This window comes from Streptomyces sp. NPDC005791 (assembly GCF_042871485.1).
GTDB lineage: Bacteria > Actinomycetota > Actinomycetes > Streptomycetales > Streptomycetaceae > Streptomyces.
This window is the reverse complement of sequence record NZ_JBIAIP010000003.1, coordinates 85,466-100,872: the sequence shown is the minus strand read 5'-3', so window position 1 is coordinate 100,872 and position 15,407 is coordinate 85,466. Positions and strand designations below refer to the sequence as shown.

The window sequence follows — 15,407 nt, the reverse complement described above, 5'->3', positions numbered from 1 at the left end:
ACGAACTCGGTTCATCATGCAAATTGCTGGTGTGGAACCGGGGATGGTCTTCACCACCGCACCACCCACCGACAGGTGCCTGCGGAGGACACCGCAGGCGGTGAAAGGGACGCCTAGTGAATACAGGGAATCAGCAGGTCAGGAGACGCGGCGGCCGGGCGGCCGCCGTACTGGTCGCCGTCGTGTCACTCCTCGTCGCGGGCCTCACCGCGCTGTTCGCGACCGGCACGGCAGCAGCGGCCCCGGCCGCAGGCTCGTACAGAGTGGCGAACGCCGCGAGCGGGCTGTGTCTGGAGGTGCCCGGCTCCGGCACGTCTGCCGGCGTGCAGCTCAGCCAGAGCACGTGCGACGGCGGCGCCGACCAGACCTGGAAGCTCGCGGCCTCGGGCAGTGGCCACACGCTGACGGCCTCCCACAGCGCCAAGTGCGCCGGGGTACGGGGAGCCTCCACCAGTGCGGGCAAGGCGGTGGAGCAGCAGGACTGCAGCGGAGCGGCGACCCAGCTCTGGACACTGACGGCGGTCAGCGGCAACACCTACCGGGTCGTCAACAGCAACGGCGGCAAGTGCCTCAACGTGAAGGACAGCTCGACGGCGTCGGGCGCCCTGGTCCAGCAGAATTCCTGCGACTCGGTGACGAGCAAGAGCTGGACCTTCACGGCGTCGGGCTCGGTCCCCACGGACCCGCCGGACCCGACCGACCCGCCGGACCCGACGGACCCGCCCACCGACCGGCCGTCCTGGCCGACGGCGAACGGCAGCCAGGCGGTGTCTTCCACGATCGAGGTCTCGGGCACGTACGACGGGGGCATGAAGCGCCTCTACGGCAGCGGTGACCTGGGCAGCGGCGGTCAGGACGAGGACCAGCCCCCGATGCTCAAGCTGGCGGACGGCGCCACCCTGCAGAACGTCATCCTCGGGGCCCCGGCCGCCGACGGTGTGCACTGCGCGGGTACCTGCACGCTCAGGAACGTCTGGTGGGAGGACGTGGGCGAGGACGCCGCGACCTTCCGCGGCGGCTCCTCCTCGACGGTCCGCACGATCGACGGCGGCGGTGCGAAGCTGGCGGAGGACAAGGTGTTCCAGCACAACGGCGTCGGCACCCTGGTCGTGAAGAACTTCCAGGTCGACGACTTCGGCAAGCTCGTCCGTTCCTGCGGCAACTGCTCCACGCAGAACGCCCGGCACATCCAGCTCCAGAACATCTGGGCGACGGCCCCCGGCACGAGCCTCGTCGGCATCAACACCAATTACGGCGACACTGCCCGGATCTCGGGTGTCACGATCTACGAGGACGGCGACCGTGACATGAAGATCTGCACCAAGTACAGGGGCACGACGAGCGGCGAGCCGAGCGAGATCGGCTCGGGCGCGGACGGCACCAACTGCGTCTACTCCTCGTCCGACATCAGGTACGTCGACTGACGCGACCCTGGCTGACCGGCCCCGCTCCTCCCGTGCGACGGGACGGAAGGAGCGGGGCCTCGCGTCACCCGGCCTCGGTGACCTTGCCGTCGGCGACCTCGACGCGGCGGGTCGTGTGCACCGCGTCGAGCATCCGCCGGTCATGGGTGACCAGCAGCAGTGTCCCGGTGTACGCGTCCAGCGCCGACTCCAGCTGTTCGATCGCCGGCAGGTCCAGGTGGTTCGTCGGCTCGTCCAGCACCAGCAGGTTGACTCCCCTGCCCTGCAGGAGCGCGAGACCCGCCCGGGTGCGTTCGCCCGGGGAGAGGGTCATGGCGGGGCGCAGCACGTGGTCGGCGCGCAGGCCGAACTTGGCGAGCAGGGTGCGCACCTCGGCCGGCTCGGTGTCGGGAACGGCGGCGCAGAAGGCGTCCAGCAGACTCTCCGTGCCGTGGAACAGCTTGCGGGCCTGGTCGACCTCGCCCACCACCACGCCCGAGCCCAGCGAGACGTGGCCCGCGTCGAGGGGGAGACGGCCGAGGAGGGCGGCCAGCAGCGTGGACTTGCCCGCCCCGTTGGCCCCGGTGATGGCGACCCGGTCGGCCCAGTCGATCTGTAGAGTCGCCGGCCCGAAGGAGAAGTCCCCGCGGACGACGGCGGCGTCGCGGAGGGTGGCGACGACCGATCCGGAGCGCGGCGCGGAAGCGATCTCCATGCGGAGCTCCCACTCCTTGCGGGGCTCCTCCACGACGTCGAGGCGCTCGATCATGCGCTGGGTCTGTCTGGCCTTGGCGGCCTGCTTCTCGCTGGCCTCGCTGCGGAACTTGCGGCCGATCTTGTCGTTGTCGGTGGCCTTGCGGCGGGCGTTCTTGACGCCCTTGTCCATCCAGCCCCGCTGCATCTGGGCACGGCCCTCGAGCGCGGAACGCTTGTCGGCGTACTCCTCGAACTCCTCGCGGGCGTGTGCGCGGGCGCGTTCGCGCTCCTCCAGGTAAGAGGCGTAGCCGCCGCCGTAGAGGTTGATCTCCTGCTGGGCGAGATCGAGCTCGAGGACCTTGGTGACGGTGCGCATCAGGAACTCGCGGTCGTGGCTGACGACGACGGTGCCGGCGCGCAGTCCCGACACGAAGCCCTCCAGGCGCTCCAGACCGTCGAGGTCCAGGTCGTTGGTGGGTTCGTCGAGCAGGAAGACGTCGTAACGCGACAGCAGGAGCGAGGCGAGACCGGCGCGGGCCGCCTGGCCGCCGGAGAGCGCGGTCATCGGCAGGTCGAGGCCGATGGTGAGGCCCAGGTCGGCGGCCACCTCCTCGGCCCGCTCGTCCAGGTCGGCCCCGCCGAGGGCCAGCCAGCGCTCCAGGGTGTCGGAGTAGGCGTCGTCGGCGCCCGGCGCCCCGTCGACCAGTGCCTGGGTCGCGGCGTCCATCGCGGCCTGGGCCTCGGCTACCCCGGTGCGGCGGGCGAGGAACTCCCGTACGGACTCGCCCGCCCGGCGCTCGGGCTCCTGCGGGAGGTGCCCGACGGTGGCGGTGGGCGGGGAGAGCCGGAGCTCGCCCTCCTCCGGCCGGTCGAGCCCGGCGAGGAGACGGAGCAGCGAGGATTTGCCGGCGCCGTTGGCTCCGACGAGACCGATCACGTCGCCGGGCGCGACGACGAGGTCGAGCCCGGCGAAGAGGGTGCGGTCACCGTGCCCGGCGGCGAGTTCCTTGGCGACGAGAGTGGCAGTCATCAGGGTCCGATCCTAACCAACCGTTCCTATCCAGTGTGCATAAGTGAGTCCTGGACCCACTGATGTGTTCCGGGCGCGTCCCGAACGGTGTTGGATGCGCTGGGTTGCCGCTTTCGCGTCCCGTTCGGTGGCACGCCTCCAGGGGCGTGGTCCGTTACGGGTGGGCGGGTTCCCTCACGCCCTCGTGCACCTGGTCCGGCCTGGACGGTCCGATACCCCACACGATCACTCCGGTCGTGTGGGGGCGGTGCCGTCCGACGCCGGACCGGGTGTCCGAGAGCGCGTCGCCCGATCGCGATACCGGCGGCATCATGACGGGACATTCTGCGACGCGGGGTGACCAGCGGCCGGGGCGCCTGCCATCGGACACCGGGTGGGGCTGCGGCCGGCCCGGGACGCCGGGGTGCGCATCGAGGCGGAGGAACTGCCCGGGTGGCCGACTGCTCGTGCACGACTACGGGCACGGGGGCGCCGGGGTGACGGTGGCCCGGGGCCGGGACGAGGTGCGTGGAAGGCGCGGAGCGAGCGACGGGTCAGGCGGGCGGCTCGTGCTTGTGCCGCTCGTCGGAGGTGACCTCCGCGGGCCCTGGGCCGATCCGGATCTCGAAGTCCCCGTCGTACTTGGCGTGTCCCTGGATGACCGCTGATTCGACGGCCTCCACGCCGAACTCCCTGCGGACGATCATCGGGTCGTGGCGCAGATCCCTCATCAGGGACACGCACATGCCGATCATGACGACGGTGAAGGGCGCGGCCACCAGGATGGTCAGATTCTGCAGCCCCGCCAGCGCGTCGCCCTGGCCGTTGCCGATGAGCAGCATGACCGCCGCGACGGCGCCGGTGACGACGCCCCAGAAGATCACGACCCACTTGGCGGGTTCGAGGACGCCCTTCTGGGAGAGCGTGCCCATCACGATCGATGCGGCGTCGGCGCCCGAGACGAAGAAGATACCGACCAGGACCATCACCAGGATGCTCATGAGGGTGGCGACCGGGAACTGCTGGAGCACCCCGAAGAGCTGCGCCTCCGGGGTGTCGCCGACACCCTTGAGCTCCCCTGCCTCCTCCAGCCGGATCGCGGACCCGCCGAAGACGGCGAACCAGACCAGACTGACCGTGCTGGGCACCAGGATCACGCCGCCGACGAACTGGCGGATCGTCCGGCCCCTGCTGATCCTGGCGATGAACATGCCGACGAAGGGTGTCCACGAGATCCACCACGCCCAGTAGAAGACGGTCCAGCTGGCCAGCCAGTCGGCCACCTCCCCCTTGCCGGTGGCCTCGGTGCGCCCGGCGAGCTGGGCGAGGTCACCGAAGTACGCGCCGATGGAGGTGGGCAGCAGGTCGAGCACGATGATGGTGGGCCCGGCGATGAAGACGAAGATCACCAGGATCAGGGCGAGCACCATGTTGATGTTGGACAGCCACTGGATGCCCTTCTCGACCCCCGACACGGCGGAGACGACGAAGGCGACCGTCAGCACCGCGATGATCGCGACCAGCAGGCCGGTGCCGGTCTTCTCCATCCAGTTGAGCTCATGGAATCCGCTGCCGATCTGGAGCGCGCCGAGCCCGAGCGAGGCCGCCGAACCGAACAGGGTCGCGAAGATGGCGAGGATGTCGATGATCCGGCCGAGGGGCCCGTGGGCGCGCTTCTCCCCGATGAGCGGCACGAAGACGGAGCTGATCGTCTGCCGTCGGTGCCGGCGGTAGGCGCTGTACGCGATGGCGAGGCCGACGACGGCGTAGATGGCCCAGGGGTGCAGGGTCCAGTGGAAGAGGGTGGTGGCCATGGCCGTCTGCATCGCCTCGGCAGCGGCCGTGGGATGGGTGCCGGGCGGCGGATTGACGAAGTGGGCCAGCGGCTCACTGACGCCGTAGAACATCAGGCCGATTCCCATGCCGGCGCTGAACATCATCGCGACCCAGGAGACCGTCCTGAATTCGGGCTCCTCGCCTTCCTGCCCGAGGGCGATCTTCCCGTAACGGCTGATCGCGAGCCAGAGGGCGAAGACCACGAAGCCGGAAGCCGCCAGCATGAAGGCCCAGCCACCGTTGTGGATGAGCCCGTTGAGCAGACTGCTGGAGACGCTTTCCAACGAGTCGGTGGCCGTGGCGCCCCAGACCACGAAGGCGACGGTGAGCACCGCCGTGACGCCGAAGACCACCCGGTCGGTCGTGGGGCGCCGGCCGTGATGTGGTTCGGCGGGTAGATCGGCCGTGACCGGGAGATAGTCCCCCCGCCCGCCCGGACCCTGCTCTTCGTGTGACACAGATGGCACCTTTCACGCAGTGCGGGATTTCGCTCTCCGTAGGCAGTACCACACGTGGTGTAGATCTCGGCGGATCAACAAGCTGTTCCGGCTTGACCGTTTTGACCTGCAATCACCCATAATCATGGTGCGCTCATCCGTCGGACCGCGCCGACCAGGCGGTTAGGCTGACGGCGTTCGTGCCGAACCCGCCGGTTCCGCCGTTCCCAGCCGGAACGCGCGTGTCAAGGAGCGACTCTTGTCCGTCCCGACCCCCGATCCGAAGCGCGACGTCCGACCCACCCTGGAGGCCGTGGCCGCCCGTGCCGGGGTGTCCAGGGCCACGGCGTCCCGCGTCGTCAACGGCGGTGCGGGCGTACGGCAGCCCCTCGTGGACCAGGTGCGCAGGGCGGTCGACGAGCTCGGCTACATCCCGAACCACGCGGCGCGGACGCTGGTCACCCGACGCAACGGCGCGGTGGCCGTGATCATCGACGAGCCCGAGTTCCGGATCTTCTCCGATCCCTTCTTCTCCCGCCAGATCCGCGGTATCAGCCGCGAGCTCAACGCTCACGACGCACAGCTGGTCCTGCTCCTGGTGGAAGGCAGCGGGGACTTCGACCGGGTCACCCGCTATCTGGCAGGGGGGCATGTGGACGGTGTGCTCGCCTTCTCGCTGCACACGGACGACGAACTGCCCGCGATCATCCGGCGGTTCAGGGTGCCCACTGTCTACGGGGGCCGCCCGGAGCACCCGGCGGGGGGCGAGGACGCACCACAGGTGCCGTACGTCGACTGCGACAACCGGGGCGGTGCCCGTGAGGCCGTCCGCCATCTGGTCTCGCTCGGCCGACGGCGCATCGCGCACATCGCCGGGCCCCGTGACCAGACTTCGGCGCTGGACCGGATCGGCGGATACCACGACGTGCTGCCCGACTCGGGACCGGAACTCGTCGCGGACGGCGACTTCACCGCGGAGGGCGGCGCCCGGGCCATGGCGGGCCTGCTGGACGCCCACCCCGATCTCGACGCCGTGTTCGTGTCCAACGACCTGATGGCCTCGGGCGCCTTGCGGGTGCTGCGCGAGCGGGGCGTCCGGGTGCCGGAGGACGTGGCCGTGGTCGGATTCGACGACATGGCGTCGGTGGCGGAGGCCGCCGTACCACCGCTGACGACCGTCCGTCAGGACGTCGAGGGCATGGGGCGGCTGATGGTGCGGCTGCTGATGGAACGACTGAACAGCGACACGGGAACCTGGCCCGAGTCCGTGATCACACCGACCGAACTGGTCCGCCGCGCCTCGGCCTGATCCCCTGCCCGCCGGCCCTACGACGCTTCAGCCCGGCCGCCCCCGGCCGGCCCGCCACTCGGCCCGCGCCGACCTGGCGAGCGGCAGATAGCGCAGCCGCTCCGGGAGCAGCGGCACGATCCGGCGGACCACGGCACCGAAACGCCGCAGGCGCCGTTCCTGCTGCGGGGTCCAGTCGAGCCCGATGGCCTCGCGGGCGTCCGGCGGCATCAGTCCGACGGTGATGAATCCACGGAACCGAGCCAGCGGCGGGAGCAGCACCGGCCACAGCACCTTCAGGAGCAGCCGCAGGGCGAGGGGCCCCCGGTCGGGTGGCGGTACCGGAGCGTCCGTGGCGACCAGTTCCCGTACGACGACGGTGGCCTCCACCTCGTCGGCGAGCATGGCGCGGTAGTACGGCCAGAACTCCTCGATCGTCTGTGGCATGTCCCGGTCGTGGATGCCCAGGATCCGGCCGACCTGGAGCCACTCGCGGTACAGGGCGCGTTCCTGCGGCTCGGTGAGCGGGCGGACCAGATAGCGCGCGGCGTGCTGGTAGACGGGGAAGCCTGTGGCGTGCACCCACGCGTAGTTCGCGGGCGTGAGCGCGTGGTAGCGACGGCCCCGGGTGTCCGTCCCCTGGATCGTGCGGTGCAGCTTCCTGAGTCTGCGCCCCTCCTCCGCGGCGGCCTCTCCCCCGTACACCCAGAGCTGCAGCGAACTCAGGGAACGCTCGCCGCGCCCCCAGGGGTCCGTGCGGAAGACGGAGTGCTCGTCGACTCCTGCGCCGACGGCGGGACGGGCGACCTGGAGGGTGAGGGCGGCGGGCAGCATCAGCAGTCCGCGGATGTCGCCGGCGAGGCTCCACAGGACTCCGCCCGGCGGGGGTGGTGCGGGCTCTCCTGCGCTGGTCATGCGGGTACTCCCCGGAGTCGGCGGGCGGCCGGGCCGGTGCCGGCCCGTGTGTGTTCCAGTATGCGATCCCGTCGCAGTGTTGACGCACCGCGTGAAACAAGTCAATAGTATTTGTAACTTTGACTCTCCAGGGCGAGAGGGTCTGTCAACTGCCGCACACAGAAGCTGTGTTGAGCGGGGGAGGGCGCACACCATGGGCCGCTACAGCCGATTACGTGAGATACGCCGGATGGACCCCGCCCAGGACTGCGCGGAGATACTCCGGCTCATGTCGCAGTACGAGTTCCCCTGGGACTACCGGCAGGGCATCAGCGTCGCCTTCCTGCGCGACTACGGCGTCCCGAGGATCTCCGTGCTCCTCGACCGCACCCAGGAGTTCGAGCGCAACGGGCAGAAACGCTATGACGACACCGTCCTGTTCGGATACGAGATGGCGGCCGACGGCTTCGATTCTGAGCGCGCCCGGGCGGCGGCCCGCCATCTCAACCGGATCCACGGCAAGTACCGGATTCCGAACGAGGACTACCTCTATGTGCTGGCCACCACGGTCGTCGGCCCCAAACGCTGGATCGACCGTTTCGGGTGGCGGCCCCTGTGCGTGCAGGAGGCGGAGGCGCTGGCGGAAGTGGGACGGCGGATGGCCTCCATGATGGGCATCGACGGCGCTCCCGACAGCTACGAGGGGTTCGAGAAGCTGCTCGACTCCTACGAGGACCGGATGTTCGCCTACGACCCGGCGAACCGCCGGGTCACCAACGCCACCTTCCGGGTCATGGCCGCGTGGTACCCGGCTCCGCTGCGCCCCCTGGTGGCGAGGTTCTCGCTCGCCCTGCTGGACGAGCCGCTGCTGCGGGCGCTGGGCTTCCCCTCGCAGCCGGAGTGGGCGCGGGCGGCGGCCGCGGGGCTGGTGCGCGCCCGGTCGACCGGCGTACGCCTGCTGCCCGCCCGGCCCCGGTGGCTCCCCTCTCGTCCCCGGCCGCGCAGTTATCCCTTCGGATACCAGCTCGACGACCTCGGGCCCCACTGGGCGCAGAGCCGTCCGCTGGAACCCCTGCCCATGGAGAAGCCATGAAGAGCGAAACAGAGGGTGCGGTGCACGGCATCGAGGACGTCCGCGCCGCGGTGGCAGAGGCCAGGAGCGCCGGCCGCAGCTGGGCCGCGCTCGGGGCGCGGGCACGGCGCGCGTCGCTGCTGCGGTGGAAGCGGGAACTGGCTCGCCGCGCGGACGAGTTCGCCGGTCTGATCGCCAACGAGACCGGGAAGCCGGTGCACGACGCCCGCTCCGAAGTGCTGCTGACAGCGGTTCACCTGGACTGGGCGGCGCGCAAGGCCGGCCGGGTGCTGGGCCGGCGGCGGGTCTCCTCCGGCCTGCTGTCGGTCCATCAGCGGGCGCTGCTGGCCTATCGGCCGCTCGGGGTGATCGGCGTGATCGGGCCGTGGAACTATCCGCTCTACACACCGATGGGATCGATCGGCTACGCCCTCGCGGCGGGCAACGCCGTGGTGTTCAAGCCTTCCGAACTCACCCCAGGAGTCGGGGCCCTGCTGGCCCGGAGCTTCGGGGAAGCCGTCCCGGACCACGCGGGTCTGCTGCGGACGGTCATGGGTCCGGCTTCCACCGGGGCGGCCCTGGCCGGGGCGGAAGGGCCGTCCGGGGTGGACAAGATCGCCTTCACGGGATCGCCCGGCACCGCCCGCAAGGTCGCGGCGGCCTGCGCGGCCACGCTCACACCTCTGCTCGCCGAGTGCGGGGGCAAGGACGCGGTACTGGTCGCGGCGGACGCTGATCTGGACGCGGCGGCCGACGCGATCGTGTGGGGTGCGATGGGCAACGCCGGACAGACCTGCGCGGGCGTGGAACGGGTGTACGCGGTGGCCTCGGTGCACGAGGCCCTGTGCGCTCGCATCGTGAGCCGGGCGCGGGCGCTGACGCCCGGAGAGGCGTACGGCCCGCTCACGCTGCCGTCCCAGCTCGGCGTGGTCGAACGCCATGTGAAGCAGGCGTTGCTGGACGGCGGTACGGCCAGACTGGGCGGACCAGATGCCCTGGGAGCACGTGTGCCCGGACCGGTGGTGCTGTCGGACGTGCCGGAGGATTCACCGGCCGTGGAGGAGGAGACCTTCGGCCCGGTCGTCGTGGTGAACCCGGTGCGCGACATGGACGAGGCCGTGGACCGGGCCAACGCGTCGGCGTACTCCCTGGGAGCCGCCGTCTTCACCCGCTCCCGGGCGGCAGGGCTCGCCGTGGCCGAGCGCCTCGGCTCGGGCGCCGTGTCGGTGAACACGGTGCTCGGCTTCGCAGCGATCCCCTCGTTGCCGTTCGGCGGTGCGGGCGAGTCGGGATTCGGGCGGATCCACGGTGAGGAGGGGCTGCGGGCCTTCGCTGCGCCGCACTCCGTCACCGTGCGGCGGTTCGCACCGGTGGCTGACCTGACGTCGTTCGCGACGCCCCGGGAGACGGCCGCCCGGGCGGTCGAGCTGGGCAGGAAGCTGCACGCCCGGTTCTGAGGGTGGTCACCGCACGCTGAGCAGCGGCACCAGACAGCGGCGGGCGAAGGCGCGCACCTGCTCGTCGTCGTCGAGTTCGAAGCAGCTCACCGGGTTGAGGAGGAAGGAGACGGTGATCCGCACCATCAGCTCGGCGACCGGTGTCGGGTCCGTCTCCGGCCTCCCTTCGGCGCGCTGGGCGCGGCGGAGCCGGTCGGCCAGATATCCGCGCATCGCGAGGAAGGCGGGACCGCTCTCCAGCGTGAGGAAGGGCAGCATGGTCTCCGGTTCCAGCCTCAGCAGTCCGCCCACCAGCGGGTGTTCCCGGATGTGCTTGAGGACGGTGACGAAGCCGGCGACGAGCCGGTCCTCCATGGTCGGCAGGGCGGCCACCGCCTCGTCGACGTCCACGACGAAATTGCGGTACTCCCGCAGCAGGCAGGCCGAGACCAGGCTGTCCTTGTTGCCGATACGGCGGTACACGGTGACCCGCGAGACCTTGGCGCGCTTGGCCACGTCGTCGACGGTCGAGCGGCGCAGCCCGAAGGTCATGAACTGCTCGCGCGCCGCGTCCAGGATCTGCTCGCTCAGCGCGTCGGACGGTGGTGACTCGCCGAGTGCCCTGGCCAGCAGTGTCTCGTCGGTACCTGGTGCCGCCATGAGCCCTCCCCGTCCGTTGTCACCACTCAACCATAACGAGAACGCAACAGTGTTACCTGGCCCATGTCTTTGTAACTTCCCCTGTCCGGAGGTTTCCCATGTCCACCACCCCCGCCCTCCCGCGTTCGGTCTCCTGCGAGCAGCGGGCATTCGTCACGGCTCTGCGCGACTTCGCCCGACGCGAGTGCGGTACGCGTGAGCAGCGCGACGTGCTGGCCGCTGAGGCGGGCGGCCCGCACGCCCCGTCGCTCTACGCCCGGCTGGCGGAGCTCGGCTGGCTCGGTGTGTGCCTGCCGGAGGCCTACGGGGGCTCGGGCGGCGGGATGACCGACGCGTGCCTGTTCCTGCGGGAGACGGCACGCGGCCTCGTGCCGGCCGGCGGGTTCATCACCTCGGTGATCACCGCGAAGGCGTACGAGCGTTTCGGCAGCGAGGCCCAGTGCAAGACGGCGATCAGCGGTGCGGTGGCGGGCCAGGTGCTGTCCATCGCGATGTCGGAGCCGGAGGCCGGATCCGACGTGGGCGCACTGCGGTGCAGGGCCGAACGCGCACCGGACGGCGGCTGGCTGGTCAACGGCCACAAGACGTGGATCTCCAACGCTCACCTGGCCGAGCACATCCTGCTGGTGGCCCGGACCGACGCGAGCGGCGCCAAGCATGAAGGGCTGACCATGTTCCACGTCCCGGCCGGCACACCGGGCATCGGGATCCGGCCGATCGAGACGATGGGTGGCCGTGAGGTCAACGACGTCTTCTTCACCGACGTCAGGCTGCCGGCCGACGCCGTGGTCGGCACGGCCGACCACGCCTGGACGCAGCTGATGGCCGGCCTCGACGCGGAGCGGCTCTTCCTCGCGGCGAACATGCTGGGTCTGGCGGAGAGGATCCTGGAGGACACCGTCGCGTATGTGCGGGGCCGCGAGCAGTTCGGCCGCCCGGTCGGCTCCTTCCAGGCCCTTCGGCACCGGCTGGCCGATCTGGCGACCGAGATCGAGTGCGCGCGACTGCTGGTCTTCGACGTGGCGGCGGCCTGCGACGCGGAACCGGGGAAGCGGATCCCCCGTGAGGCGTCCATGGCCAAGCTGAAGGCGACCGAGACGGCGAAGCACGCGGCGCTGGAGGGCATGCAGATGATGGGCGGCTACGGCTACGCGACCGAGTACGACATGGAGCGCCATCTGCGGGCGGCGGTCGTGTCGACGGTGTACGGCGGCACGAGTGAGATCCAGCGCGACATCATAGGCAGGAGTTACGGCCTGTAGAGCGCCCTGGCGGGGCGGGACTCAACCGACGTCGTACACCGTCACGGCGATGCCGCGACTCACCAGCCGGTCGGTGACGAGGGGCTCCACCCGGGGCCAGGTGCCGCCCGCCAGCCCGCAGCCGATCCGCGGCATGTGGACGGAGGCCCCCAGCTCGGCGGCCTTGGCGGCCACCTTCTCCAGACCGGCGTCGATCGCCTCGTAACGCACCGGCACCCCCTTGCTGCCGGTGCGTGTTCCCCGCTGGCCCACGACGTTCGCCACCCAGACGTACGGCTCGACCCGGACGAACTGTGCGGCCCCCGGCCCGAAGTCGTTACCGGCGCGCTCGCGGTGCCAGCGGCGGTAGGCGGCTTCGGGACCGGGCCATCGGCGGGACAGGGCGAGGACGAAGCCCTTGCCCCAGCCGCCCAGGTCGTTGCAGCAGTGCACGATCAGTTTGACGCCCTTGCCCTGGGGGCTGGTGGCGTCCCCTCGTACGTAGGTGATCCCCGACATGCCCTCACCGTACGGCCCGCCTCCGACAACCGGCCCCGGTCAGGTGGCGCTCTCCTCGTAGAGGGCGTCCAGTACCTTTTCGTACTGCTCGCGGACGACGCGGCGGCGCAACTTCAGTGAGGGCGTCAGCTCACCGGTCCCGGGGCCCCATTCCCTGGCCAGCAGCCGGTGGTGCTTGACCTGCTCGGTGCGGTTCAGCCGGGCGTTGGCAGCCTCGACGGCGCGGTCCACCTCCTCGCGCACGGCGGGGTGGGCGGCGAGCGCGGCCATGTCCTCGCCGCCCTCGATGCCCCGGGCCGCCGCCCAGGCGGGTGTCATCTCCGGGTCCAGGACGAGGAGCGCCACCAGGTAGGAGCGTCCGTCACCATGGACGAACGCCTGTCCGATCAACGGGTGTTCCTTGAGGGCGTTCTCCACCAGGGCCGGGGAGACGTTCTTCCCGGTCGAGGTGATGATCATTTCCTTCTTCCGGTCGGTCAGCCAGAGGAAGCCGTCCTCGTCCAGGCGCCCGATGTCGCCGGTCGCGAACCAGCCGTCCTCGTCCAGGACCTCTTCCACGGTGCCGTCGGCGCGCAGATAGCCCTGGAACACGGTCTCGCCACGGACCAGGATCTCGCCGTCCTCGGCGATCCTCAGCTCCACCCCGTCCAACGGCCTGCCGACCGAGCCGAGACGGAATCCGGAGGGGCTGTTGGTGGTGCACACCCCGACGGTCTCGGTGAGCCCCCAGGCGTCCATCACGACGATGCCGAGGCCGGACCAGAAACGGACGACGTCGAGCGGCATGGGTGCGGAGGCGCTGGCCGTCCACACCAGTCGGTCGAAGCCGGCGAGGGAGAGCACCGGGTCCAGAACCGTCTCCTTGACGCGGCGGTAGGCGGTCTCCAGCTCCGCGGGCGGCTGTTCGCCCCGCTCGCGGAAGGCCACGTGCGCACGGGCCGTGTCCCCGGCCGTCTCGACAGCGGCCCGCTGTGCCTCGGGAAGGCCGGAGAGCGCGGCCTTGACGGAGGCGGCGAGCTTCTCCCACACCCGGGGGACGCCGAAGAACTGGGCGGGGTGCAGGGAGCGGGCGGCCGCGGCGACGGCCGCCGTCTCGGCGCAGAGGTGGACGTGCGAGGCACGGAAGACCGGCAGGTAGATCCCGAGCATCCGCTCGGCGATGTGGGCGAACGGCAGGTAGCAGATGTGCGCGACGTGGTCCGGCAGTTCCACCACCCGGTCCAGGGCCAGCGCGTTGACGACCACGCTGCGGTGGGTGAGCGGCACGGCCTTCGGGTCGCCGGTGGTTCCCGAGGTGTAGACGACCGTGAGCGGGTCGTCGGCACCCGATGCCCGCCAGGCCGCTTCGAACTCCCCTTCGTCGTAGGCCATCTGTCCTGCCGCGTACAGGGAGGCGTACGTCGGGCGCCCATCGGCTTCCTCCGGGTCCACGACGATCAGTACCTCCAGGGGGACGCCGCCGTCGGCGAGGAGGGGTTCCCAGCGCTCGCGCTCCTGCGCGCCCTCGACGACCGCCAGCCGGGCGCCGCTGTGCCGGGCGATGTGAGCGATCTGTTCGGGGGCGGCGGTGCCGTACACGGTGACCGGCACCGCGCCGAGATGGGTGAGGGCCAGGTCACTGAGCCAGTGCTCGGGGCGGTTGCCCATCATCATGAGGACCTGCTGACCGCGTGCGACGCCTCGGGCGGCGTATCCGGCGGCGAGCACCCCGGCCTCTCGCCGCACCTCCCGCCAGGTCAAGGTGGTCCATCCGTCGTCGTCGGGGCTCCACCAGGAGAGTGCGGGCAGGTCCCCGTGGTCCTCGGCGTTACGAGCCAACAGGGCCGGCAGGGTGAGCCGGTCGGTTTCGGTGGGAACTCGCAGGATCGTGGTCACGGCCGTCTCCTGTTGCCGTCGGCCGGACCGCACGGGGCCCGCACCGGAGGAATGACGCGCTTCGATGGTGCCGGAGACTTTCACACCACCAGTGAGACAGCAATACTGTTGCACCTCATTGGTACAACGCCTCACACGGCGGAACCGGCGTCCACGTGCGCGAACGAACGCCTCAGGCTGCCCCCGGGCACCAGAGACTCCCACCCACGAGGCACTTTCACCCCAGTGGTGCGACAGCAATACTGTTGCACCAGATCGACCCAGGCCCAGGGCGGGCCTGTCCGCGACGAGGAGCAGCCATGGCGACCGGGACCGACGGACCGACGCTGACCGTCGACGAACTGGCGGCGCGTGCGGGAGTCACCGTGCGCACCGTGCGTTTCTACAGCACCAGGGGCCTGCTGCCGCCTCCGGTGATCGGGCCCCGCCGCGTCGGACACTACGGGCCGGACCACCTCTCCCGGCTGGCCCTCATCGAGGAACTCCAGCACCAGGGCATGACGCTGGCCGCCATCGAGCGTTACCTCCAGCAGCTGCCGCCCGACCTGAGCGCGCAGGATCTGGCGATCCACCGCGCTCTGGTGGCGTCCTGGGCGCCGGACTCGGCCGAGGAGATGGAGCGCGCCGAGCTGGAGCGACGGGCGGGCAGGGCCCTCAGCGAGCAGGACGTGGACCGGCTGGCGGCCATGGGGGTGCTGGAACGTCCGGGGAAGGCCGGAGGGCCGCTCCTCGTGGACCCGGGCCTGGTGCGGCTCGGGGTGGAGCTCCTGGAGGTGCCCATCGCCCACGAGACCATCCTGGCCGCGCGCACGGTGCTGCTGGAGCACACCCGCTCGGCAGCCCATGAGCTGTCCCGGCTGTTCCGGGACGAGGTGTGGACCCCTTACCGGGAGCGGGAGTCGGACCCGGAACACGTCAAGGCGATGAAGTCGCTGTCTGCGCACATGCAGCCGATGGTTCTCCAGGCGCTGCTGACCGCCTTCCAACGGTCGCTCAAGGAGGAGCTGCGGGCCGCGTTCACCTCGGGCGACGAGGAGTGAA

The 15,407-nt window shown here is 70.7% G+C and carries 12 protein-coding genes and 1 pseudogene; 7 read left to right on the top strand and 6 right to left on the bottom strand.

Annotated elements, in window-relative coordinates; genetic code table 11:
* Nucleotides 1-116 precede the first annotated feature (116 nt).
* A complete protein-coding gene (locus ACFYSH_RS07625) occupies nt 117-1,424 on the top strand; it encodes a pectate lyase (RefSeq protein WP_359464939.1) in 1,308 nt (435 codons plus the stop codon).
* Between the two features lie 64 nt (nt 1,425-1,488).
* Here the strand turns inward: ACFYSH_RS07625 and ACFYSH_RS07620 are convergent, their stop codons facing one another.
* Nucleotides 1,489-3,129, bottom strand: a complete 1,641-nt coding sequence (locus tag ACFYSH_RS07620; RefSeq protein ID WP_359464936.1) for an ABC-F family ATP-binding cassette domain-containing protein — start codon at nt 3,127-3,129, stop codon at nt 1,489-1,491.
* A 346-nt stretch (nt 3,130-3,475) separates the two neighbouring features.
* Between ACFYSH_RS07620 and ACFYSH_RS07615 the strand changes: the two are divergent.
* Nucleotides 3,476-3,623, top strand: a pseudogene (locus tag ACFYSH_RS07615) (amino acid oxidase); the annotation flags it as partial.
* A 39-nt stretch (nt 3,624-3,662) separates the two neighbouring features.
* On the opposite strand, the gene ACFYSH_RS07610 reads toward ACFYSH_RS07615, so the two are convergent.
* Nucleotides 3,663-5,402 carry a BCCT family transporter gene (locus tag ACFYSH_RS07610; RefSeq protein ID WP_359464933.1) on the bottom strand — a complete coding sequence of 580 codons (1,740 nt, stop codon included), beginning with the start codon at nt 5,400-5,402 and terminating at the stop codon, nt 3,663-3,665.
* 238 nt (nt 5,403-5,640) lie between these two features.
* On the opposite strand from ACFYSH_RS07610, the gene ACFYSH_RS07605 reads away from it, so the two are divergent.
* Nucleotides 5,641-6,690, top strand: a complete 1,050-nt coding sequence (locus ACFYSH_RS07605; protein ID WP_359464931.1) for a LacI family DNA-binding transcriptional regulator — start codon at nt 5,641-5,643, stop codon at nt 6,688-6,690.
* 27 nt (nt 6,691-6,717) lie between these two features.
* Here the strand turns inward: ACFYSH_RS07605 and ACFYSH_RS07600 are convergent, their stop codons facing one another.
* Nucleotides 6,718-7,584 carry an oxygenase MpaB family protein gene (locus ACFYSH_RS07600; RefSeq protein ID WP_359464929.1) on the bottom strand — a complete coding sequence of 289 codons (867 nt, stop codon included), beginning with the start codon at nt 7,582-7,584 and terminating at the stop codon, nt 6,718-6,720.
* 193 nt (nt 7,585-7,777) lie between these two features.
* Here ACFYSH_RS07600 and ACFYSH_RS07595 point away from each other — a divergent pair, with 193 nt between their 5' ends.
* Nucleotides 7,778-8,656: an oxygenase MpaB family protein gene (locus ACFYSH_RS07595; protein WP_359464927.1), complete on the top strand. Its 879-nt coding sequence runs from the start codon at nt 7,778-7,780 to the stop codon at nt 8,654-8,656.
* Nucleotides 8,653-10,092 carry an aldehyde dehydrogenase family protein gene (locus tag ACFYSH_RS07590; protein ID WP_359464925.1) on the top strand — a complete coding sequence of 480 codons (1,440 nt, stop codon included), beginning with the start codon at nt 8,653-8,655 and terminating at the stop codon, nt 10,090-10,092. The genes ACFYSH_RS07595 and ACFYSH_RS07590 overlap by 4 nt, the downstream gene beginning before the upstream one ends.
* Before the next feature lie 6 nt (nt 10,093-10,098).
* Here ACFYSH_RS07590 and ACFYSH_RS07585 read toward each other — a convergent pair whose 3' ends face one another.
* Nucleotides 10,099-10,731, bottom strand: a complete 633-nt coding sequence (locus ACFYSH_RS07585; protein WP_359464923.1) for a TetR/AcrR family transcriptional regulator — start codon at nt 10,729-10,731, stop codon at nt 10,099-10,101.
* Between the two features lie 98 nt (nt 10,732-10,829).
* Between ACFYSH_RS07585 and ACFYSH_RS07580 the strand changes: the two genes are divergently transcribed.
* The gene (locus ACFYSH_RS07580; RefSeq protein ID WP_359464921.1) at nt 10,830-11,993 is read left to right on the top strand and encodes an acyl-CoA dehydrogenase family protein; all 1,164 of its coding nucleotides are present in this window, start codon (nt 10,830-10,832) and stop codon (nt 11,991-11,993) included.
* A 21-nt stretch (nt 11,994-12,014) separates the two neighbouring features.
* Here ACFYSH_RS07580 and ACFYSH_RS07575 read toward each other — a convergent pair whose 3' ends face one another.
* Both ACFYSH_RS07575 and ACFYSH_RS07570 read right to left on the bottom strand, forming a co-directional pair.
* Complete coding sequence (locus ACFYSH_RS07575) at nt 12,015-12,491, bottom strand: macro domain-containing protein (RefSeq protein WP_359464919.1); 477 nt, start codon at nt 12,489-12,491, stop codon at nt 12,015-12,017.
* A gap of 39 nt (nt 12,492-12,530) precedes the next feature.
* On the bottom strand, nt 12,531-14,366 hold the full coding sequence (locus ACFYSH_RS07570) for an AMP-dependent synthetase/ligase (protein WP_359464917.1): 1,836 nt from the start codon (nt 14,364-14,366) through the stop codon (nt 12,531-12,533).
* Between the two features lie 299 nt (nt 14,367-14,665).
* Here ACFYSH_RS07570 and ACFYSH_RS07565 point away from each other — a divergent pair, with 299 nt between their 5' ends.
* The gene (locus ACFYSH_RS07565) at nt 14,666-15,406 is read left to right on the top strand and encodes a MerR family transcriptional regulator (protein WP_359464913.1); all 741 of its coding nucleotides are present in this window, start codon (nt 14,666-14,668) and stop codon (nt 15,404-15,406) included.
* The last annotated feature ends 1 nt before the right edge of the window (nt 15,407 follow it).